The sequence below is a fragment of the Pedobacter sp. MC2016-05 genome, assembly GCF_026239735.1.
Classification (GTDB): Bacteria; Bacteroidota; Bacteroidia; order Sphingobacteriales; family Sphingobacteriaceae; genus Pedobacter.
On sequence record NZ_JAPIVT010000026.1, the window covers coordinates 50,622 to 72,787 of the forward strand.

Genomic DNA, 22,166 nt, shown 5'->3' on the forward strand with positions numbered 1-22,166 from the left:
TAATTGTTATCGATTAGATCATCACAACTACAAAAAATAAGCCAATATTGTTTTGTTGACAAATAAATTAATTTCTTAACATGAATTTAACTTGTTGTCCATCAATAGGTATACATTTGTTTTTATTTATAGCAGTGGTTGTATACTTTATAAATCAACCGACCTAATTTTAGTAAAACTTAATTACGGTAAAAAATCTTGGGCTCAAAAACCTATTTTTGCACCATGGAAAATGAGGTAGAATTGCAGGAATCGGAAGAGCAGGAATTATATGAACATTTAAAAATCATTGTAGACAAAGGGCAGTCTTTGTTGCGCATTGATAAATTTTTAATGGTTCGTGTAGAGAATGCTTCTCGGAATCGGATTCAAAATGCAATTGATGCGGGCAATGTTTTGGTTAATCAAAAGCAGATAAAGGCAAGCTATAAGGTGAAGCCTTTTGATGAAATTTCGATTGTTCTACCTCATCCTCCTCGCGACACTGAAGTTTATCCTGAAGATATTCCACTTGATATTATCTATGAGGATAGCGATTTGTTGGTCGTCAACAAAGTGGCCGGAATGGTTGTTCATCCTGGTTTTAATAATTATACAGGAACTTTAGTAAACGCACTTGCTTTCCATTTTGAACAATTGCCTCAACTACCAGGCAACGACGGAAGACCTGGGCTGGTCCATCGAATTGATAAAGACACCTCGGGACTGCTTCTTATCAGTAAAAACGAGAAATCGATTACGCATTTAGCAAGGCAGTTTTTTGATCACAGCATAACCAGAAAATACATTGCCTTAGTGTGGGGCGATATAGAAAATGATGGAACGGTTACCGGTTACATCGGTAGAAGTGTGAAAGACAGACGGGTGATGGACATTTACGATGAGGAAGCAAAAGGTAAATGGTCGGTAACGCATTATAAAGTTTTGAAGCGTTTAGGCTATGTTACGCTCATCAGTTGCGAATTAGAAACTGGTCGTACCCATCAAATTAGAGCTCACATGCAGCACATCGGACATCCGCTATTTAGCGATGCAATGTATGGAGGCGATAAGATTTTGAAAGGAACTACGTTTAATAAATACAAGCAATTTGTAGACAACTGTTTTGAGTTGCTACCCAGGCAGGCTTTACATGCACAAAGTTTAGGTTTTATTCATCCAACAACAAAAGAATATATGCATTTTGAATCACCTCTACCTAGCGATTTTAAAGCTGCATTAAATAAATGGGAAAATTATATTGCTGTATCATAAAATATGTCTCAACAGTACCTTCTTTTTAACGATGAATTTCATGCGGTTGATGTTCCCATCCTGACAGCTTCTAACAGAAGTTTCAAATTTGGCGATGGGCTTTTTGAAAGCATGCGGATGATTGACAATAAATTGCAGTTTGCAGATTTTCATGCAGACCGTTTAGTTGGCGGAATGAAGGCACTGAAAATGGATGGACATGCTTTGATGGACGATTATTTTCTTCGCCAAAAAACAGCCGATCTAGCTAAAAAGAATAGATGGAATGGTAATGTTCGGTTCCGATTATCTGTTTATCGTCAGGGAGCTGGAGTTTACACACCCGAAATTAATAAGGCTGGATATGTTTTGGAAGGCATACCGCTGCAAAGCAGTCGATACGAACTGAATAGTAAAGGGTTAATTATTGATGTCTACGACGAAATTACGAAGCCAATAAACAAGCTGTCAAACTTCAAAACATCCAACGCATTGCCTTATGTGATGGCGGGAATTTTCAAGAGCCAAAACCGTTTGGATGAAGCCATGATTTTAAATCAGAATGGGTTTTTGTGCGAAAGCATTAGTGCAAATGTATTCATTGTTTATAACGATCAGATTTACACACCAGCTTTAACCGAAGGTTGTATTAGCGGAGTAATGCGTAGCGCTGTAATGCAGTTATGTAGAATGAATGATCTAACTCTGACTGAGGCCCAAATAAACCCTGAAATTTTGAAAGAAGCGGAAGAAGTTTTCATCACTAACGCAGCTCAAGGTATTCAATGGGTAATGGGCTACGGCAGGAAACGTTATTTTAACGAGGTTTCGAAGTTTTTAATTGATAAGCTGAATAGTCTTTAAAATTGAATTATTACTAATAAGAATTACAACCTCATTCCTCGGAGAAAATCTTCAATTAACATTCGTTTTTTACCTTCATATTGAATATCAATCAGTTTGATAAAGCCGTCTTTCGCAGCAAATTTCAGGTAAGTCTTTCCGTCCGTTAAAAAGCCACCTGCTGCAATTCCTGGCTCTTTACTTTCCAGTTCCGCTTTAAAGACTTTTAGGGTTTTATCATTTAAAAATGTGAATGCTGTTGGATAAGGGCTCAGGCCGCGAACGAGATTATAGACCTGTTGTGCAGGCTGATTCCAATCTATTTTGCAATCTTCCTTAAAAATTTTTGGCGCATGTTTCAATACCTCGCTCTGTGGTTGAGGCTGTTCCTGGTAATTATCCTCCTTAATCGCTTTAACCGTTTTAACCAATAGCTCTGCGCCAATCTGCATTAGTTTATCATGCAGTTCACCGGCAGTTTCATCATCAGCTATTTGGGTAGTGGAGCTTTGAATAATATCGCCCGTATCAATTTCATGGGTTAAGAAAAAAGTGGTTACTCCGCTTTCCTTTTCCCCATTAATAATAGCGTGGTTAATTGGAGCAGCCCCCCGATATTGTGGCAGAAGCGAGCCATGCAGATTTATAGTTCCCTTCTTTGGCATGTTCCACACCACCTCGGGTAACATCCTAAAAGCTACAACCACTTGTAAATCTGCATCAAATGATTTTAGTTGCTCTAAAAACTCGGGGTTTTTTAATTTTTCGGGCTGTAAAACCGGAATGTTGTGCTCAACGGCATATTTTTTTACTGCACTTTCATTTAGTTTTTGTCCGCGGCCAGCTGGTTTGTCAGGAGCAGTTATGACTGCTACAATATCAAAATCGGCTTTAACTAAAGCATCCAACGAAGCCACTGCAAAATCGGGCGTACCCATAAAAACTATTTTCATATGAAAGTGTTGTGTTTCTAAATCAACGTAAATATTTACATTAAGTTTTTTGCAAAATAACTAAAAATAAATCATCCTTATAGGTTAAAATGGTACAAGGGAAAGATGTGGTTAAAGCTAGCGGATTGGTCTACGTAACCGATTCCATGCCTGGTATTTATCGTAAAGGTAAACCCGGTAAATTTCATTATGAAGACAAAGATGGCCAACAAATAAAGGATGAAAAACATCTCGACCGAATCAAATCTTTGGTTATTCCGCCAGCCTGGCAAAAAGTGTGGATAGCCAACAAGCCAAATGCTTATCTACAAGTTACGGGAATTGACGCTGCGGGGAGAAAACAGTATAAATACCATCCAAAGTGGACAAGCCGTCGATCTGATGATAAATATTTTAGATTATATGAGTTCGGTAAAGCCTTACCCGAAGCAAGAAAAAAACTGGCTAAGGATTTAAAACGGAAAGAATTGGATGAGCGGAAAGTGCTTGCAATTTCTGTTGATGTTCTTCAAAAAACTTTAATTCGGGTTGGCAATGAAAGTTATAAGCAACTTTATGGCTCTTTCGGACTCACGACATTGAGAGACAAGCATGTTAAAATAAATGGAAGTAAGATTCATATCGATTTTATTGGTAAAAAAGGAGTTAAGCAAAACGTGGTACTCAACGACAGAAGCCTGGCTAAGCTTGTAAAGAAATGTCGCGATATTCCCGGACAGGACTTATTCCAATATTATACAAATGGTAAGGAGCATAGAGGGATCGACTCGGGAAAAATCAACAATTACATTAAAGAAATAACAGGTAATGATTTTACTGCAAAGGATTTTAGAACCTGGGGTGGAACGCTTGAAGCCTTACGCCAGTTTTCTAAATGTGCGGCAGATAAAGACTGGGAACTTAATACCAAGAAAACGGTAGTTAGTGTTTTAGATTGTGTGGCTAAAAAATTGGGCAATACCCGTGCCGTTTGTAAAAGTTCTTACGTGTATCCCATTTTGATTACTGCTTATGAGAACGATGAACTTGAAAAGTATCTGAAGAAAATGAATAACCACAGAGCCATCGGAAAAGTAGGTTTAGAGCATGACGAAAAAGTGCTTCTATCTTTTTTAAAAGCGACAGGTAGTAAGTAGATTGATCATTTTTGTTTAACAGTATGCGAATAAATTTACAAGACAAAGCTTCTTTATTTTCTATCATAACTGAAGAATCGGCGATGCCTATTGGTTTGTACGTAGGCGAACAACTCATCATCGAGATTGCCAATAAAGCGATTTTGAAAGCTTGGGGAAAAGATGAATCTGTAATTGGAATGCCTTTAGAAGTTGCTTTGCCTGAATTAAATGGTCAGCCATTTATCCAGATATTAAAAAATGTTTTTGAAACCGGTATTGCCTACGAAGCAAAGGAGGATAAAGTTGAATTAATTAATAATGGTATTCTTCAAACGTTTTACTTTGATTTTATTTACAAACCTTTTAAAGACGAAAATGGTAAAGTTTGGGCAATATTAAATAATGCTACAGATGTTACAGAATTGGTAAACGCTAAGTTGAAGTGTAAAGAAAGTGAAGAGCTTTTTAGGCAAATGATTTACGATGCACCGGTTGCCATTGGGATACTTCGAGGTAATGATTTTGTAGTTGAAGATGCGAATGATGAGCTTCTTAAAATTTGGGGCAAAGACAAAAGTATCTTGGGGCAAAAAATAATCGATGCCTTACCTGAAATCAAAAATCAGCCTTTTCCTAAATTATTGCAGGATGTTTATCAAAACGGCGTAGCACATTATGGTTATGAAACTTATGCAAAACTGGAATTCAATGGTTTACTAGAAGATTGCTATTTCAACTTTGTTTATGATCCCATTCGTGATAAAGATAACAATATAACAGGGGTAATGGTGGTTGCTAATGACGTAAGCATCCAGGTAAAATCTCGTCTGGCTTTTGAAGAAAGTGAGCGACGCTTTAAAAATTTGGTGCTTGATACTCCCATGGCCACAGCTTATTATGAAACAGAAGATATTATCGTATCTATCGTAAATGAAGAAATGCTCAAGTTTTGGGGCAAAGATAAAAGCATTATTGGTTTGCCGTTTGAAGAGGCAATTCCAGAACTTAAAGGCCAACCTTTTATCAACTTATTGAAAGAGGTCTATCGCACTGGTGTACCTTACCATGCAGATCAGCAGATGGCTTTTTTGCCTGTAGATGGAGAGATGAAGCCGCAGTGGTTTAACTTTACCTACAAGCCTTTGCGCAATGCCGAAGGAAAAGTTTACGCCATTTTGCATGGCGCTACTGATGTTACCAAGCTGGTTCAGCTTCAAAAACAGAAAGATGAGTTTTTAGGCATTGCCAGTCACGAATTGAAGACGCCTGTAACCAGTATTAAGGCTTACACACAAGTGTTGGAAAAGATGATTCGCAAAGAAGGCGATGAAAAGAAAGCCAATATGGTCCATAAGATGGACATACAACTTAACAGGTTAACTGGATTGATTGGCGATTTGCTCGACGTTACTAAAATTCAATCTGGAAAGATGACCTTCAACCCCGTTGATTTTAAGTTTGATGCGTTGGTAAATGAAATGGTCGATGAAATACAGCATACTACCTCACAGCATCGGATTGAATTAGATGTGAATAGCAACGCTTCAGTTTATGCCGATAAGGAGCGAATAGGGCAGGTAATTGTTAATTTTCTTTCAAACGCAATTAAATATTCCAATGATGCCGAAAGTATTTTTGTAGCGAGTTATTTGTATGATGATGAAGTAATTTTGAGTGTTCGAGATTACGGAATTGGGATTTCAAGAGACTTACAACATTTGGTTTTTGATCAGTTTTACCGCGTAGGTGGAAATCTTCAACATACTTACCCAGGCTTGGGGCTCGGGCTATACATCTCTTCAGAAATTGTCAAAAATGAAGGTGGCAGAATATGGGTTGAAAGTGAAGAAGGGGAAGGGTCGACTTTCTATTTCTCTTTGAAAGTAAAGTAGTTGTTAAAATGAAAGCCAAGTTCAAAAAAATTGGCTTTCATATAAATCTATTTAAATTATTCTTTGGGTGCCTTTTTAATTGGGTTTACCGGCTGTTCTTCATTTTCCCGCTGCTTAGCTGGATTTTCTGTTTTTGGCGGTTTATTTGGCAAGCTGTCATTCGGTTTTCTCACCGTTTTATGATCTTCCGGCTCCCTGCCTTTAGGTACTTCTTCCTGATAATTACTTCCTGGATTATTATTTTCTTCTTTTGGACCGCTCATAATGTAAATAATTGATTTTTGTGTTAGACTATGATGAATGCCATTATCTCTTTTTAAAACAACGTTTTCAGCAGTATTGTTTCAATTATTGGTTCTGTTCACTGAATCGCTCATTCATTCACTCACTCACTCATTCCATCTTCACTCATTCCCACATTATTTATAAAGCAAGTATTTTAATCTCATTTTTTTGTAGGCACTCAATCCCGGCTCCCAACTTGCTCTAATTTCTTGTTCGCTTTTTCCATCAATTACTTGTTGCCTAAAATCGCCAACGCCTACTAGTTTTTCAATCGTTCCCATTTCTTTACTCAGCTTGTTGTTAAAAAAATCTTCTTTCTTCGGCGACGCATTATATAATTCAATCAACCAGGAAATATTAACCTGTTTTGTTTTGCGGAGTTCAGCAGTATCATATTTCCTTAAATCCAAACCGTAGCAAACCTGATCTTGAAACAATGGCGTTTCTGACATGCCTTTGATACTTTTTGGTGTAAAACTGAAATCGAATTTCCCTTTCAGGTAAGGTGCACCAACAATGGTAAATGGAAACATTGTACCACGACCGTGGTTTAAATATGTTCCTTCGAATAAACAGGTAGATGGATATAGCAGTATAGATTGCGCAGTATTTAAATTAGGGGATGGTTTAACTGGCAACACGTATTCCATATCATGGTTGTAATTTGCATTTTTAATTACTGTGATTTTGCATTTTACCTTATCTTTTAGCCACCCTTCGCCGTTAAGCATTTGGGCATATTCGCCGACAGTTAGTCCGTGTGCAATTGGAATAGGTTGAATACCGATACCAGATTTAAATTTAGGATCAAGTAGTGGGCCATCAATTAAATAACCATTAGGATTTGGACGATCCAATATCAAGAGCTCTTTTTTATTGTTAGCACAAGCTTCCATAACATGTTGTAAAGTGTTAATGTAGGTGTAAAAACGTACTCCAACATCCTGAATATCAAATATCATCACGTCAATATCAGCCAAGTCTTCTGTAGTTGGGGTACTGTGCTTACCGTAAAGTGAAACAGCTTTAATTCCGGTTTTGGCATCAACGGCATCATCTATTTTGACCCCAGCACTTGCATCGCCTCTAAAACCATGCTCCGGGCCAAATATTTTTTGAATTTTAACACCGAGTTTCAATAAGCTATCAACCGATGTTTGTGTACCGATAATTGATGTCGGGTTAACAACCATCCCTACACGTTTTCCTTTTAAAAGCGGCAAGTATTTTTCGGTTTGTTCCGCTCCAGTTCTAATAGTTGTTTCTACAGGAGTATTAATTTTTCTAATAACTGTTTTTTTACTTGGAACGCCTTTTCCAACTTCTTGCTCTAAAGTTTTTGGTCCCTGCCCACAAGCAGAAAGGGCAATTAGTGAGGTTAGTGCAAAACTGATGTATTTTTTCATTTGGGATAAATTTTACGATTTGGTTTTGGATGTTAATCAACAAAACAATTTAGCAACTTATTTGATTATTGTTATTTGGATCTTGTTGTTTAAAGTTGACCAATATATTCCAAATATATACCATTTTTAAAAAGGATTTAAGCATTTTTGCTGTTACAAAATAATCAAATTGAATTTCGAATACTTTATAGCCGGCCGTATCGCTATTAAATCTGAGCGACCATTTTCCAAACTCATCGTCCGCATCGCCATTGCAGGTGTAATGCTTAGCCTTGCCGTAATGATTCTGACTATCGCCATTATTAAAGGCTTTAAAACCGAAATTCAAGATAAAGTCCGGGGCTATCTGGGCGACGTTCAAATTACCCGTTATGATTTAAACAACTCTTTTGAACATTCTCCATTTGTGCTGGATAGCGAAACCAGAAAGAAGCTAATCAACAATCCAGATGTAGAATATTTCTATCCCTTTGCTACCAAACCGGCCATTTTATCGGCTAATGATGAAATTGAAGGCATAAATTTTAAGGGTGTCGACAAAACCTACAACTGGGATTATATTAAACAGCACATTATAAGCGGAACTATTATCGATTTTTCGGATAGCACTGCTGCCATGCAAGAATTGCTGGTTTCTAATTATACAGCCAATCGCTTGAAGCTTAAAACTGGAGACGATTTCATCATGTATTTTGTTCAAAACCAGTTGCGCCCACGTAAATTTAAAATTGTGGGGATTTATGATATTGGGGTGGAAGATATCGACAAAAGCTTTGTGCTTGGGAACTTAAATATCATTAAACGCTTAAACAACTGGAAGCCAGATCAAATTGGTGGGATCGAAATCCGGATTAAAAACTTTAAAGCTATTAATAAAGTTTCGGCAGATATTTTTGAAAGTTTACCGCAAACTCTGCGTTCGTTTTCCATTATCGAAAATTTTCCAAATATATTTACCTGGTTGGGCTTACTGGATGTAAACACAAGGGTTTTATTAATCCTGATGCTGATTGTAGGTGTAATTAATATGGTTACTGCATTGTTAATTATGATTTTGGAGCGTACAAATATGATTGGAATGCTTAAGTCATTCGGGGCAAGCAACTGGAGCATTATGAGAATTTTCCTGTATAATGCCGCCTACCTTATTGGGATCGGCTTACTGCTTGGAAATATTTTAGGCCTCGGCTTAGGGTTCTTTCAACAGGCAACACATATTTTTAAACTGAACCAATCATCGTATTTTTTGGCTTATGCACCAATAGAATTTCATTTTTTAGATGTATTAGGTTTGAACGTTTTAACCGTATTGGTCTGTTTAATCGTATTAACTATTCCCTCTCTGCTTATCAGCAAAGTTTCGCCATTAAAAGCGATTAGGTTCAAATAAATTAAAAGAGGTTTTTAAACCTAGATATGCGCTTAGGTTTATTCCTCACTAGAGGAAAAAGCTTTGATTGTGTAGGTGTTATAGCTGGGAACAAAAATAAATAGGCTTTTCCCCATCCAGGGAAAAGACCTATCGTTTTTAACTAACCTATTCCAAACCTGGAACAGAACTAAGAATTAAGATTTTATAAGATGTAATATGAGCCTACCTGAGCCAATTCAGTTTGTGGCTTATCTTCCAGTATCTTGTTATCATCGATCATTTGGCAAAGATCACGCTCAATTGTTCTACAAATAGTAGTGGTCGGCGTATCGGTTGGCTTGTTTTCGAACGGATCTTGCAGATGAACAGCCATTTTCTCTACCAAAAGGAAAAACGCAGCAATTGCAACAACCAAGGGAACTTCCATGTAACCGAAATATTCAATCAAACCAAACGGCAATAAAACGATGAATAAATGAATCGACATATTAATATACTTGCTATAAGTTACCGGAAAAACGGTGTTTTTAATCCGTTCACAGCCTCCCATATGGTTACACAAAGAGGTAAGAGTTTTGTCGATTTCAATTTGTTGATATTTGTTAATCCAGCCTTTATTCAAAGCTTCCTTTAAATCCATCGCATGTAATTCCAACAAGGTGGCAGTAACATTTTTACGTCTTTTAATGAACTCCATTTCATCAGCAGATAAATATTGTTCTAAGCCTTTGCGTGGATTAAAGCCTCTTAAAGCCTGACTTAGTGCATAAGTCCAGGCAATTTGCCTTTTGATGAATTTCTCTTTGAATTTTTCAATCTCATCAGAACCATATGGGTTTTCTACAAAAGAAAGAATCTGTCTGGAAAGTGATCGGGAATCGTTAACAATGGCACCCCATAAAATCCTGGCTTCCCACCATCTATCATAAGCTTGGTTCGACCTGAACGCTAGCAAAAGAGAAATAATTGTACCCAGCAAAGCTGGCACTGTAATGGGAATTGAGATTCGGGTAACATGAAAGTTTTGATAAAGAATGACGATTCCAACTGAATAAGCAATTACAAAAAGCAATTCTTTTTTAATCTTTCCAAATATATAGGTGAGGGGAATATTATTTCGTAACAGCATGGTCTTAAGTTTGTTTCGTTAATAATTAAGCGTTTGCCGCTTTTAATTCGTTTTCATGAATTTTAGTTTCAATTAAATTTTCTTGATTATGAAGCGTCATGATATTTAATTCCAACACTTCGCGGCCACAACGAGCGGTTAGTACTTTTGGATCGATACTATATTTGTTGATTTGCTTAAAGTTATAATCTTTAGGATAGGCAATAAAGTCTATATCAAAAGCTTCGATGAAATTTTTGAAAGCAACCACGGTGCTGCCATAGAAATACTCTATGCTAATGGTATCTATCTGATTAGCAAACTTCGCTTTGTAATTATTCAAAGTCTGGTAAAACTCGTCGCTAATGTTTTCGTAATCTCTGCTTCTTCGGCTTAACATTAGCATATCAGTAATAGAATCTGATAACTTAAATGCGTGGACAAAAATTATATTAAAGGTTTCGTTGGGTTGAGTCTGCGTTAAACCATCAATGATTTTTGTACTCTCTAAATTGAAATCTGTTGGTACTAATACTGTTTTCATGGCTTTATCTTGTTAAATGAATAAATATTTATACAAGTTTACAGCGATAAGATTACAGCGAAATAAGAATGAGATTAGAACGGAATTAGAATTTATAAAATCTAGAGATGCAGGTTGTAGAAATTGCGATTTTCAAAGATTTATATACAAAATTAGAAATTTTAAGGAATTTCAGAAAGAAATTCAACCAATAACTTAGTAAATACTGGTAAGCGGCAGTAAAACTTTAATTTCTGTTCCTATTCCTTCCTGCGATTTAATAGCAATGCTGCCGCGATGTAATCTAATGATGTTCAATGATAGAGGTAGCCCTATTCCGTACCCTTTAAAATCATTTGTGTTTGAAGCCCTGTAAAATGGTTCAAAAATATGTTGAATATCTGTTTGAGGAATTCCAATACCCTGGTCGGTAACTGCGATTGAAAGCGAATTAGCACTTGTTTCGATGGCAACGTTTACCAATTTATCGTTCGAATATTTACATGCATTGCTTACAATATTGGTGAGGGCAAGTTTAATCAGGTTTTTATTGATTTTCAAACTCAATAATTCATCGTCATCAGGAAGTTTAGAAAAGTCTATTTCTATTTTACTTTCTGGATGAACCTGATTTACCGAAGCCTTGATTTCCCAGAGCAACTCATCCATCCTAACCAGTTCCCAAGGTTGGTTTTTTCCATTAAAGCCAGATTGTGCAAGACCTAACAAACTGGTTAAAATATGTTCCAATCTTTCGGCCTCACCTTTAATTTTTTCTAAAGCTAACTGCTGCTTCTGTGGGTCGGTATTAGCCCTCATGGCCAGTTCTACCTCTCCACTAATTACTGTTAATGGTGTTCGAAGTTCGTGGGAAGCATTACTGATAAAATTATTCTGCGTTTCAAAGGCGGTCTCTAACCGGTTTAGCATGTTGTTAAATGTTTGCGCCAATTGTGACATCTCATCACTACCGCTTTTAACCTCTAACCGCATATGCAGGTTTTCTGCTTTTATCTTTTTAACACTTTTTATGATGTTCCGCAAAGGCATCAACATATAATTAGAAAATTTCCATCCAACCACAAATGAGAGTAGAACAGAAAGAAAAAATCCAATAATAAGGATCCGCTGAAGATCTTTAAGTTCCCTAAAACCCACCGGATCATTTGCAGAAACAATAACCAGATAATCTTTATTGTTTATTTTGAAGGCTTTGCCTGCATAAAAGTGATTTTCTGAACGGTAACGCGACATAGAGCCCGCATTTATTTTCTTATAAAAGCTTTGTGGCAAAACACTGTCAATTCGATGTTTACTGATGTCTTTAGCTTCGAAAATGAATGCTTTTTCCGATGGTAAACGTTCCAGATACCGGTTGCGCATTTTGGCGTAGGCAGGGTTATTGGCATCTTCATAAAGCTTGATTTGCGCAGAAATATTTACCCTGGCTTCTAAACGTTTATAAAAATCTTCAAAAGCAAACTCATTAGAAAAATACCAAACAAATCCACTTAATAATGAAATAATTACTGCTGAAAGTATGGCAAATAATAAGGTGATTTTTTTGGCAATATTCATTTTTTAACCTTTTAAAACATAGCCTAAACCTACCGCTGTATGAATCAGTTTTTGATCAGCATGCTTATCTATTTTTTTACGGAGGTAGTTTACATATACATCAACCACGTTGGTGCCCAAATTAAAATCAATATCCCAAACGCTTTCCAAAATGTCTATTCGGGATAAAATTTTAGATTTATTTTTAGCCATAAACTCCAATAGACGGTATTCCGTAGCCGTTAATATGATTTCTTGATGATTGCGCTTAACCGTTTTTGCAGTCAGATTAATCTGCAGATCTGCAATGTTAATAATCTGATCCAAATTAGCAGCACCATTATATCTACGAAGCAGCATTCGAATACGGGCAAAAAGCTCAGCAAATTTAAATGGCTTTATGAGGTAATCATCAGCACCGTTATCTAAACCATTAACCACATTTTCTGTAGTGCCTAAAGCGGTGAGCATAATAACAGGAACGTTTGGCGTTTCTGATTTAATGATTTTGCAAAGCTCCAATCCATTTATGCCTGGAAGCATGATGTCAAGTATGATTAAATCGAATTGATTGTTTGCTGCAAGCTGCTTTCCGATCAATCCGTCGGGCGCTACACTCACCGTAAAACCTTCATCACTTAAACCTCTCGAAATTACAGAAACCACGTTTGGCTCGTCTTCTACTAATAATATATTCATTCGTTGGTTAATAATCTAAAATAAGGAAATAAGAAAATCTACTGGTCGTAAATTTTAAGATTATTGATTTTTAAACGCAATAACGGCATAAATGTTTGTTTGTCAAAAAATAACCAAAAACAAAGCCCCTTAAGCGTAAAGTTAAGAAGCTTTGCAAAGAAGTAAATGATATTAATTCCCTTTCTCTGATTTTCCTTTCAGGCTTGCTAATCCGCTTTCAAAATCTTTACCGATCATTTTATCCATTCCACCCATTACTAAACACATCCATTTGCTAATGATGTTGTTTTCTCCGCTCATTGTCCAGGTTACTTTGTTAGCTGTTCCTTCTGGCGTAATATCAAATTTTGTATCAGCCAAGCTTTCAAAAGGCTCAATAAACATTAAATCGATATTGACGTTTTTATTGAGATTTACTGAAGTGATTTTCATATAACCAGCGCCGGTTTCTTTGCCTTTCCAGTTGTATTGATGACCTGGATTGTTTGGCGTTCCTGTAAATGATACCTGAGCGCTCGGCTCCATTTTTGCCCATGGATTCCATTTGTAGAATTCCTTAAAATCAGCGATATTTTTATAAATAATGCTGTCTGGTGCATTAATTACTGTCGACCTGGAGACTGAGTAGTTCTTTGGCAGAAGTAAACCGCCAACTACAATAATGATTGCTAATACGACAATGATGCCTAGCAGTACTTTTAAAAATTTCATGTTTAATTTATTTGGTTATCTAAATTTAGTAAGAAACCATCAAAAATGAAACAATACTAAACGATATTGATTTTGGGTTTTGGTGAATTTAACTTAAAGTGCATTAAATCTGCTATAGATTGTGCTTTTTGCTTAATTACCGTAGCGTTTTCTCCGTCGAATAATTCATCAACGGTATTAAAAAAGATGTTTTTCCAGGTGTCAAATTCTTCGTTTTTTAAAGCTGCTTTTTTGTTAATATCGAAATGGGTGAGCATTGGATTTCCCTTGTATATTGCTTTTCCGAATAAGATGCTTTCCCAAAAGTCGTACATTTTCGGGAGGTGATGGCCCCAATCTACTTGCACTACCTGGTTAAATATCGGACCAATGCGCTCATTTTGCTGAACTTTTTGGTAAAATGAATCCACTAATAATACAATATCATTTCGATTAATAATATCTTTTTTCACTGGGATTATTTGTAAAGTCTAAGTGCCGATTTTTCGTAATTGATAACCGCTTTATATTGCATTAAAATATCACCACCAATAATTCCGATAATTGGTGGGTGGCCGAATTGCTGATAGGTATCAGTAACAGACTGCAAATCAAAAGCAACAGTTTCGTAGTTTTTAATCCTCAGCCTTCCTATCTTAACCTCAGGAATGGTAGCCTGAATGGTACTTGTTGTGGTAAATAATGTTGCCGCATTTATCTCTTCTGAAACTTGCAAAGTTTCAGCCAGATGTTGCTCAATTAATTTTTTATCGAATACACTTCTTGATGCACCAGTATCTAAAACGGCAAAATGCTTTTCCTTAAAAACAACAACTTCCACCAAAAGGTGGAAGCCATCGTCTTGTAAGTTTATTAATTTTAATGGGATGGAAATTGGACTCATTTACACCATTTTCATTTCAGCTAAAACGCTGTTCATGTTTCTAACCGCATCAGCACTTTTATTGAATGCCGCTTGTTCATCATCAGTTAATTTAAAATCGATGATCTTCTCCCAGCCACTGCGACCAATAATTACAGGGACGCCCAGGCATATATCTTCTTGTCCGTATTCTCCTTCGAGAGAAACACAGCAGGTAAATAATTTTTTTTCATCGCGAAGAATAGCTTCTACTAAAGCTGCTCCCGCTGCACCTGGTGCATACCAGGCAGAAGTTCCGATTAGTCCCGTTAAAGTTGCACCGCCAACCATCGTATCAGCAGCAACCTTATCAAGCGTAGCTTTATCTAACAAATTGCTTACCGGTAAACTTTGATAGGTAGCTAAACGAGTGAGCGGAATCATAGTGGTATCGCCATGGCCGCCAATAACAAAACCCTGCAAATCATTTGGATTGCAATCTAGTGCCTGCGATAAATAGAATTTAAAGCGAGAACTATCAAGCGTTCCACCCATACCAATGATGCGGTTTTTTGGTAAGCCTAAAGATTTTAAAGCCAAATAGGTCATGGTATCCATTGGGTTGCTAATTACTATAATGATCGCCTCAGGAGAAAACTTTAAAATATTCTCTGCAACACCTTTAACAATTCCAGCATTGATGCCAATAAGCTCTTCACGGGTCATGCCAGGTTTACGCGGTAAGCCTGAAGTAATTACAACAACATCAGATCCTGCTGTTTTACTATAATCGTTGGTTACACCAGTAATTTTTGTGTCGAAGCCCAAAAGCGTAGCAGTTTGCATCATATCAATGGCTTTACCTTCGGCAAAACCTTCTTTAATATCTAACAAAACGAGTTCATTCGCTAGTTCTTTTCTGGCAATATTATCTGCACAAGTAGCGCCAACTGCGCCCGCACCTACAACCGTTACTTTCATATATTTAATTTTAAAGGTTTGCTGTTAATTATCTATCGAAGATAAAAACAAATACGAGCTTATGAAACGCTTTTATCAACTTTATGTTTGCTGCTCTAATTTCGTCAATCCTGAGAAATTGATATCGTTTAAACACGATTTAGGTGAGCGTTGCGAACGGGATTTGTATTCCTTAATTATTGATGGTATGGATTTCAAACCCGCATCACATACAGCCGAGATTATAAATTTCGGTCGACAGCGCGCATCAACACTTTATTCTTTTGTTGATAAAATTTGACAAATCCGCTAGTCAAATTGCCTATTTTTGATGAACCGTTCATATTCTATAACGGCTAATTCTTTACAAATAATATGTACTTAATTTTTGATACTGAAACCACGGGTTTGCCACGTAATTACAATGCTCCAATTACCGATACGGATAATTGGCCGCGTTGCATTCAAATTGCCTGGCAATTGCATGATGAGATGGGGAGGATGGTTGAACATCAAGATTATTTAGTTAAACCAGAGGGATTTAATATCCCTTACGATGCGGAGCGAATTCATGGGATTTCTACTGAACTCGCAGCCGAGCAAGGCATATCATTAACTGAGGTTTTAGAAAAATTTAATGCTGTTTTATCAAAAGCGAAATTCATTGTAGGTCAAAATGTAGGCTTTGATGTAAACATTATGGGGTGTGAATTTCACCGTTTTGGCGTTGAAAACCGCATGGCAGAAATGCCTGTTTTAGATACCTGTACCGAAGTAACTGCAGAGCTTTTAAAACTTCCGGGAGGTAGAGGCGGTAGATTTAAATTGCCCACATTAACGGAATTACACTCTTACCTATTTGGCGTTCCGTTTAATGAAGCCCATAACGCCACTGCCGATGTGGAAGCCACAACGCGTTGTTTTCTGGAATTAATTAAAAAAGATGTCTTCAAAAAAGAAGAACTTTTAGTTGATGCAGAATATTTTCCGCGTTTTCGTGAATACAATTCCGGTTCCATTCCAGACTTCGGAATTCCACATGTTAACTTAAAGGCCGCTTCTGATGAGATTCGTAAACGCCTTCAAAAAGCTGAAGGTGGCGGGGTTTCTAAACAGGAGCTTGCAGAAAATAAACAGGAGCTTGCTGCGGCAACTTTTGTGCATTTACACAATCACACACAATTTTCGGTACTTCAAAGTACCATTAGCATCCCAGCACTTGTAAAAGCAGCGGCATCGCAGAAAATGCCTGCTGTCGCCATGACGGATCATGCCAATATGATGGGCGCTTTTCACTTTGTAAATGCGGTTTTAAATCATAATAAAGCAGCTGAAGCTAAGAACGCAGAAGCCATTGAAGCTGGAGAAAGACCAACTGAAGTGGTAATGACACCAATTATTGGAGTAGAGTTTTTTGTTTGTGATGATCACTTAAATAGAACGGTGAAGGATAATGGTTACCAAATGGTGCTGTTGGCGAAGAACAAAAAAGGCTATCACAATTTAGCCAAAATGTCGTCCATTGCCTACACAAAAGGCTTTTATTACGTTCCGCGTATTGATAGAAACGTAATTGAGCAATATAAAGATGATATTATTGTGTTATCTGGAAACCTTTCGGGAGAGATTTCGAATAAGCTTTTAAATATGGGTGAAAACCAGGCTGAAGAAGCTTTGGTTTGGTGGAAAGAAAAATTCGGCGAAGATTTCTATGTTGAAGTGATGCGCCACAATCAGGAGGATGAAGACCGCGTTAATGCTTCGCTTGTTGCGTTGGCACGGAAGCATGAAGTGAAGCTGATTGCGACCAATAACACCTATTACATCAATAAAAAGGATGCGAATGCGCATGATATTCTCCTTTGTGTAAAAGATGGTGAAAAGCAGGCCACTCCAATTGGTCGCGGCCGCGGTTACCGATATGGCTTGCCGAACCAGGAATACTATTTTAAATCGGGTGAGGAAATGAAAGCGCTTTTTGCTGATTTGCCCGAAGCAATTTTGAATATACAAGAGGTTGTAGATAAGATAGAAACCTATAAGCTTGCTCGTGAAGTGCTCTTGCCAAAATTCGATATTCCTGAAGAATTTTTGGTTGCTGAAGATGAGACTGATGGTGGAAAACGTGGGGAAAATAAATTTTTACGGCATTTAACCTATGAAGGAGCCAAAAAACGCTATGGCGTATTAACACCCGAGGTTACCGAACGATTAGATTTTGAGCTGGCTACCATCGAGAAAACGGGATACCCGGGTTACTTTTTGATTGTGCAGGATTTTATTGCCGAAGCCCGTCGCAGAGATGTGTCTGTTGGTCCGGGCCGTGGTTCAGCTGCAGGCTCTGTAGTAGCTTATTGCCTTTGGATTACCAACATCGACCCCATTAAATACGATCTCCTTTTTGAGCGTTTCTTGAATCCGGATCGTGTTTCCATGCCCGATATCGATATCGACTTTGACGATGAGGGTCGTGGTAGAGTAATGGAATACGTAATTAATAAATACGGCTCCAGTCAGGTCGCCCAAATTATTACCTATGGCACCATGGCAGCGAAATCTTCCATCCGTGATACTGCCCGGGTTTTAGATTTGCCTTTATTCGAGGCAGATAAAATAGCGAAGCTGATTCCAAATATGAAGCTCGCAAAAATTTTCAATCTGGATGAGAAAGCACTGAAAGATGCGCTTCGTCCGGATGAATACGAGCGTGTTCAGGAGTTAAAAGCGATGGGGCTTTTGAAAGACCTAAGTGCAGAAACCATTCAACAGGCACAGGTTTTAGAGGGTTCGTTAAGAAATACAGGTATTCATGCCTGCGGTGTAATTATCACGCCAAGCGATATCACCAACTTCGTTCCGGTAGCTACGGCAAAGGATTCTGATTTATATGTTACCCAGTTTGATAACTCCGTTGTAGAAAGTGCTGGTCTGTTAAAAATGGACTTTTTGGGTTTAAAAACCCTTACGTTAATAAAAGATACCGTTAAACTGGTAAAGAAAAGGCATGGCATTAATCTCGATCCGGATACGTTCCCAATTGATGATGTGATGACTTATGAGCTTTTCCAGCGTGGTGAAACGATTGGGATTTTCCAGTATGAGAGTCCGGGTATGCAAAAGTATATGAAGGAACTGAAGCCTACGGTTTTTGATGATTTAATTGCCATGAATGCACTTTATCGCCCAGGACCGATGGAATATATTCCAAGTTTTGTTAGGCGGAAAAATGGCGAAGAAGAAATACAATATGATTTAGATGCCTGCGAAGAATACCTGAAGGAAACTTACGGTATCACTGTTTATCAGGAGCAGGTGATGCTTTTATCCCAAAAATTAGCAGGTTTTACCAAAGGTGAGGCCGACGTTTTGCGGAAGGCGATGGGTAAAAAGCAGAAAGACGTTTTGGATAAAATGAAGCCTAAATTTGTAAAACAGGCAGCAGAAAAAGGTCATGATGCTACAACGCTTGAAAAAATCTGGAAAGATTGGGAAGCATTTGCCTCTTATGCGTTCAACAAATCGCACTCTACCTGTTACGCTTGGATTGCTTACCAAACGGCGTATTTGAAGGCGCATTACCCGGCAGAATATATGGCTGCGGTACTTTCCAATAATATGAGCGATATTAAACAGGTAGCTTTCTTTATGGAAGAATGTAGACAGATGGGTGTGACCGTTTTAGGTCCCGATGTTAACGAATCTGATTTAAAGTTCTCTGTAAATGTTAGGGGCGAGGTACGTTTCGGTATGTCGGCGGTTAAAGGAGTAGGCGAGAAAGCAGTAGAAAGTATTATCGAAGAACGATTGGGAAATGGTCCTTATGCTTCTGTTTACGATTTCGCAAAGCGATCTAATACCCGTATTGTAAATAAAAAGGCATATGAAAGTTTCGTTTATAGCGGTGCTTTTGATGCATTTGGTGGCCATCGGGCACAGTATTTTTATATAGGTCCGAATGATAAAATGAACGGGATCGAAAAAATCATCAAGTTTGCTAACGATTTCCAAAATAACGAAAGTACTTCGCAAGGGTCATTATTTGGTGGTTCAAAGGCCGATTTAATATTAGAGCCCACTTTACCGGTTTCTCCTGAATGGGCTTTGATGGATCGATTGAAGTATGAAAAAGATGCAATCGGGATTTTCCTTTCAGGCCATCCACTGGATAATTATAAATTGGAACTCGATAAGTTTTGTACCCATGGCGTAAGGCAGCTTAGCATCATCAATAAAGTAAGGATGGGCGATACCAACGAAGAAGTATTAGCTGAATTTGCTAAACTTCAAAACCGTGAACTTTGTGTGGGTGGTTTGGTCGTAGCGGCATCTCAAAGAATCACAAAGACAGGCAAACCTTTCGGGACATTTGTATTTGAAGATTATGAGGATGCTTGCGAAATGGCGCTATTTGGAGAAGATTTTCTGAAATTCAAATCTTTTTTAACCGAAGGTTACTTTTTACAAATCAGAGGTAGAGTAGGTGAACGCTTTGGTAAAGCAGGAGATTGGGAGTTTAAAATAACGGCCATCAATTTAATGTCTGAATTAAGGGATAAGCTAGCTAAGAGTTTAACCATACAAGTACCGATTGAACGTGTGAATGAAGAATTGATGCGAGAAATTGAACTCATTTTAGCAGACAATAAGGCAAATTCAGAGCAGCAAAACTGCCAACTTAACTTCGCTGTTTTCGATACCGAGAAGCAAATTATGTTGGATCTGCCTTCGAAGAATTTGAAAATCAATCCTAACAATAAGTTCTTAGAACAATTGGTCGGGCTCAATGTTGTAAACTATAAGTTAAACTAAGTTTCTTGAGATTAAGAGTAAAAATCTAGATTAGAAAGATTGTTTACTTGCTCTTAATAAGCGTTAAATGAAACAAACCACAACAATGTCAAATTGACATTACACTATAGTTGGCATTACAATTGAATACCTATATTTGAACATAAAAAAAATAATTATGGCATTAGAAATCACAGATGCAAACTTTGAGGAGCTTGTATTAAAATCAGATAAACCCGTATTAGTAGATTTTTGGGCAGAATGGTGTGGCCCTTGTCGCATGGTTGGTCCTGTAGTAGAAGAAATAGCGAAAGAATACGATGGTAAAGCAGTTGTTGGAAAAGTGAACGTTGATAATAACCCTCAAATTTCGACACAATTTGGTATCCGCAATATTCCAGCTTTATTATACTTTAAAGACGGTCAGGTTGTTGACAAGCAAGTTGGTGCAGTTCCAAAGTCAGTATTAGCTGAAAAATTAAACAAGCAATTAGCTTAAGAAAAAAGCTGAAGTTTTAAGCTAGGACAATTACCAGTCTGAGCATTTAGCTTAAGCTTGTAACATATTTAAAACCCGGGTTCTTTAAAAGGATACGGGTTTTTTTATGAAAAAATATTTTCGTTTCTTTAAATTAAAAATCCATATCCCCATGAAATTAATTAACAACAAGGTATTAGGTATATTCATCGCTGCAGTAGCTGTAAATTGTTTTAGCGTTACCGATGTAGCTGCCCAAAATCCTGTAGAGTCCGGCAAACCAACTGCCGATTATAAACCAGCTTTCACTGGGCAAACGCGTATTACCGGCGTAAAAACTTCCACTCCTTTAGAAATATCGATCATCAATGGAAAGCTTGAAAATCCATGGGCAATTTCGGTTTTACCCAATGGCGGATTTCTGATTACTCAAAAGCAAGGAACCATGGTGGTGCTTACTGCTGATGGAAAATTAAGCAAGAAAATCACAGGCCTGCCAAAGGTAGATGCCTCTGGTCAGGGTGGTTTGTTGGATGTTACGCTAGATCCTAATTTTGCAAAAAACAGAATGGTCTATTTTGCGTATTCAGAACCGCAAACTACAGGAGTTGTGCTTGCAATAGCAAAAGGAAAACTGTCTGCTGATGAAACGAAGATTGAAAATCAAAAAGTAATTTATCGTGCAACACCGGCCCATACGGGTAAATTGCAGTACGGGTCGAGAATTGTTTTCGATAAAAACGGAGATATGTTTGTGAGCACCGGTGAACGTTCGGATAAAGAAATAAGAATTCAGGCACAACATTTAAATTCTTCTTTAGGCAAAATTCTTCATTTAACAACAGAGGGTAAAGCTGTAGCCAATGGACCTTTTGCTGGCAAAGCAGATGCTAGGCCTGAAATTTATGCTTACGGACTTCGTAATCCAGACGGTTTGGCCATCAATCCACAAACTGGCGATTTATGGGAAGCGGAATTCGGTCCGCGTGGTGGCGATGAGCTAAACTTAATTAAACCCGGCAAGAATTATGGCTGGCCAATTATCACTTATGGTATTGAATATAGTGGAAAGGCAGTTGGAGAAGGCATTCAACAAAAGGAGGGAATGGAGCAACCGGTTTACTATTGGAACCCTGTAATTTCTCCAGGCTCGATTGCTTTTTACAATAGCAATGTAATACCAGAGTGGAAAGGGAATTTGTTTGTTGGCGGATTAAGTGGCTCACATATTATTCGGTTAGTAATCAAAGAAAATAAGGTTGTAGGCGAAGAGCGTTTATTGGAAGGTAAAGGCGAGCGCTTTAGAGATCTGGTAGAAAAGGATGGAGTACTTTACGCAGTGACTGATAATGGTAACTTATATAAGATAGCTAAAAAGTAGTTAGTTTCGGCGGGTGGA

20 protein-coding genes are annotated in these 22,166 nt (G+C 37.6%); 9 read left to right on the forward strand and 11 right to left on the reverse strand.

The annotated features are described in order from the left end of the window. The first annotated feature begins 225 nt into the window (after positions 1-225). Positions 226-1,254 (forward strand): RluA family pseudouridine synthase, encoded by a 1,029-nt coding sequence (locus OQZ33_RS22210; protein ID WP_056851406.1) that lies wholly within the window; start codon positions 226-228, stop codon positions 1,252-1,254. A gap of 3 nt (positions 1,255-1,257) precedes the next feature. Then, positions 1,258-2,097, forward strand: coding sequence for an aminotransferase class IV (locus OQZ33_RS22215; RefSeq protein ID WP_265801689.1), 840 nt, complete (start codon positions 1,258-1,260; stop codon positions 2,095-2,097). A gap of 23 nt (positions 2,098-2,120) precedes the next feature. Here the strand turns inward: OQZ33_RS22215 and fmt are convergent, their stop codons facing one another. Beyond that, a complete protein-coding gene (gene fmt / locus OQZ33_RS22220; protein WP_265801691.1) occupies positions 2,121-3,029 on the reverse strand; it encodes a methionyl-tRNA formyltransferase in 909 nt (302 codons plus the stop codon). Between the two features lie 89 nt (positions 3,030-3,118). Here fmt and OQZ33_RS22225 point away from each other — a divergent pair, with 89 nt between their 5' ends. Both OQZ33_RS22225 and OQZ33_RS22230 read left to right on the forward strand, forming a co-directional pair. Continuing rightward, the gene (locus OQZ33_RS22225; RefSeq protein ID WP_265801692.1) at positions 3,119-4,165 is read left to right on the forward strand and encodes a DNA topoisomerase IB; all 1,047 of its coding nucleotides are present in this window, start codon (positions 3,119-3,121) and stop codon (positions 4,163-4,165) included. Positions 4,166-4,188: 23 nt separating this feature from the next. Next, the gene (locus OQZ33_RS22230; protein WP_265801694.1) at positions 4,189-6,039 is read left to right on the forward strand and encodes an ATP-binding protein; all 1,851 of its coding nucleotides are present in this window, start codon (positions 4,189-4,191) and stop codon (positions 6,037-6,039) included. 56 nt (positions 6,040-6,095) lie between these two features. Here OQZ33_RS22230 and OQZ33_RS22235 read toward each other — a convergent pair whose 3' ends face one another. Continuing rightward, a complete protein-coding gene (locus tag OQZ33_RS22235; protein WP_265801696.1) occupies positions 6,096-6,302 on the reverse strand; it encodes a hypothetical protein in 207 nt (68 codons plus the stop codon). Positions 6,303-6,458: 156 nt separating this feature from the next. Further along, the gene (locus OQZ33_RS22240; protein WP_265801698.1) at positions 6,459-7,730 is read right to left on the reverse strand and encodes a DUF1343 domain-containing protein; all 1,272 of its coding nucleotides are present in this window, start codon (positions 7,728-7,730) and stop codon (positions 6,459-6,461) included. A gap of 169 nt (positions 7,731-7,899) precedes the next feature. Between OQZ33_RS22240 and OQZ33_RS22245 the strand changes: the two genes are divergently transcribed. Next, positions 7,900-9,120, forward strand: a complete 1,221-nt coding sequence (locus tag OQZ33_RS22245; protein ID WP_265801700.1) for an ABC transporter permease — start codon at positions 7,900-7,902, stop codon at positions 9,118-9,120. Positions 9,121-9,304: 184 nt separating this feature from the next. Here OQZ33_RS22245 and OQZ33_RS22250 read toward each other — a convergent pair whose 3' ends face one another. From OQZ33_RS22250 to mdh, 8 genes are all read right to left on the reverse strand, one after another. After that, on the reverse strand, positions 9,305-10,231 hold the full coding sequence (locus tag OQZ33_RS22250; RefSeq protein ID WP_265801702.1) for a bestrophin family protein: 927 nt from the start codon (positions 10,229-10,231) through the stop codon (positions 9,305-9,307). Between the two features lie 25 nt (positions 10,232-10,256). Continuing rightward, complete coding sequence (locus OQZ33_RS22255) at positions 10,257-10,754, reverse strand: hypothetical protein (RefSeq protein ID WP_265801703.1); 498 nt, start codon at positions 10,752-10,754, stop codon at positions 10,257-10,259. Between the two features lie 195 nt (positions 10,755-10,949). Continuing rightward, a complete protein-coding gene (locus OQZ33_RS22260; protein WP_265801704.1) occupies positions 10,950-12,311 on the reverse strand; it encodes a sensor histidine kinase in 1,362 nt (453 codons plus the stop codon). A gap of 3 nt (positions 12,312-12,314) precedes the next feature. Continuing rightward, on the reverse strand, positions 12,315-12,989 hold the full coding sequence (locus OQZ33_RS22265) for a response regulator transcription factor (protein WP_265801705.1): 675 nt from the start codon (positions 12,987-12,989) through the stop codon (positions 12,315-12,317). Positions 12,990-13,160: 171 nt separating this feature from the next. Beyond that, the gene (locus tag OQZ33_RS22270; RefSeq protein WP_265801706.1) at positions 13,161-13,700 is read right to left on the reverse strand and encodes an SRPBCC family protein; all 540 of its coding nucleotides are present in this window, start codon (positions 13,698-13,700) and stop codon (positions 13,161-13,163) included. A gap of 56 nt (positions 13,701-13,756) precedes the next feature. Beyond that, positions 13,757-14,152 (reverse strand): group III truncated hemoglobin, encoded by a 396-nt coding sequence (locus OQZ33_RS22275; RefSeq protein ID WP_265801708.1) that lies wholly within the window; start codon positions 14,150-14,152, stop codon positions 13,757-13,759. Positions 14,153-14,157: 5 nt separating this feature from the next. Continuing rightward, positions 14,158-14,583, reverse strand: a complete 426-nt coding sequence (locus tag OQZ33_RS22280; RefSeq protein ID WP_265801709.1) for a retropepsin-like aspartic protease — start codon at positions 14,581-14,583, stop codon at positions 14,158-14,160. Next, positions 14,584-15,522 carry a malate dehydrogenase gene (gene mdh / locus OQZ33_RS22285; protein WP_265801711.1) on the reverse strand — a complete coding sequence of 313 codons (939 nt, stop codon included), beginning with the start codon at positions 15,520-15,522 and terminating at the stop codon, positions 14,584-14,586. A 61-nt stretch (positions 15,523-15,583) separates the two neighbouring features. Between mdh and OQZ33_RS22290 the strand changes: the two genes are divergently transcribed. The 4 genes from OQZ33_RS22290 to OQZ33_RS22305 all read left to right on the forward strand — a co-directional run bounded on the left by OQZ33_RS22290 (position 15,584) and on the right by OQZ33_RS22305 (position 22,148). Continuing rightward, complete coding sequence (locus OQZ33_RS22290; RefSeq protein WP_265801713.1) at positions 15,584-15,802, forward strand: hypothetical protein; 219 nt, start codon at positions 15,584-15,586, stop codon at positions 15,800-15,802. A gap of 74 nt (positions 15,803-15,876) precedes the next feature. Continuing rightward, positions 15,877-20,310: a DNA polymerase III subunit alpha gene (gene dnaE, locus OQZ33_RS22295; RefSeq protein ID WP_265801714.1), complete on the forward strand. Its 4,434-nt coding sequence runs from the start codon at positions 15,877-15,879 to the stop codon at positions 20,308-20,310. A 157-nt stretch (positions 20,311-20,467) separates the two neighbouring features. Beyond that, positions 20,468-20,788: a thioredoxin gene (gene trxA, locus OQZ33_RS22300; RefSeq protein WP_056851389.1), complete on the forward strand. Its 321-nt coding sequence runs from the start codon at positions 20,468-20,470 to the stop codon at positions 20,786-20,788. A 151-nt stretch (positions 20,789-20,939) separates the two neighbouring features. Continuing rightward, a complete protein-coding gene (locus tag OQZ33_RS22305; protein ID WP_265801715.1) occupies positions 20,940-22,148 on the forward strand; it encodes a PQQ-dependent sugar dehydrogenase in 1,209 nt (402 codons plus the stop codon). Positions 22,149-22,166: the final 18 nt, after the last annotated feature.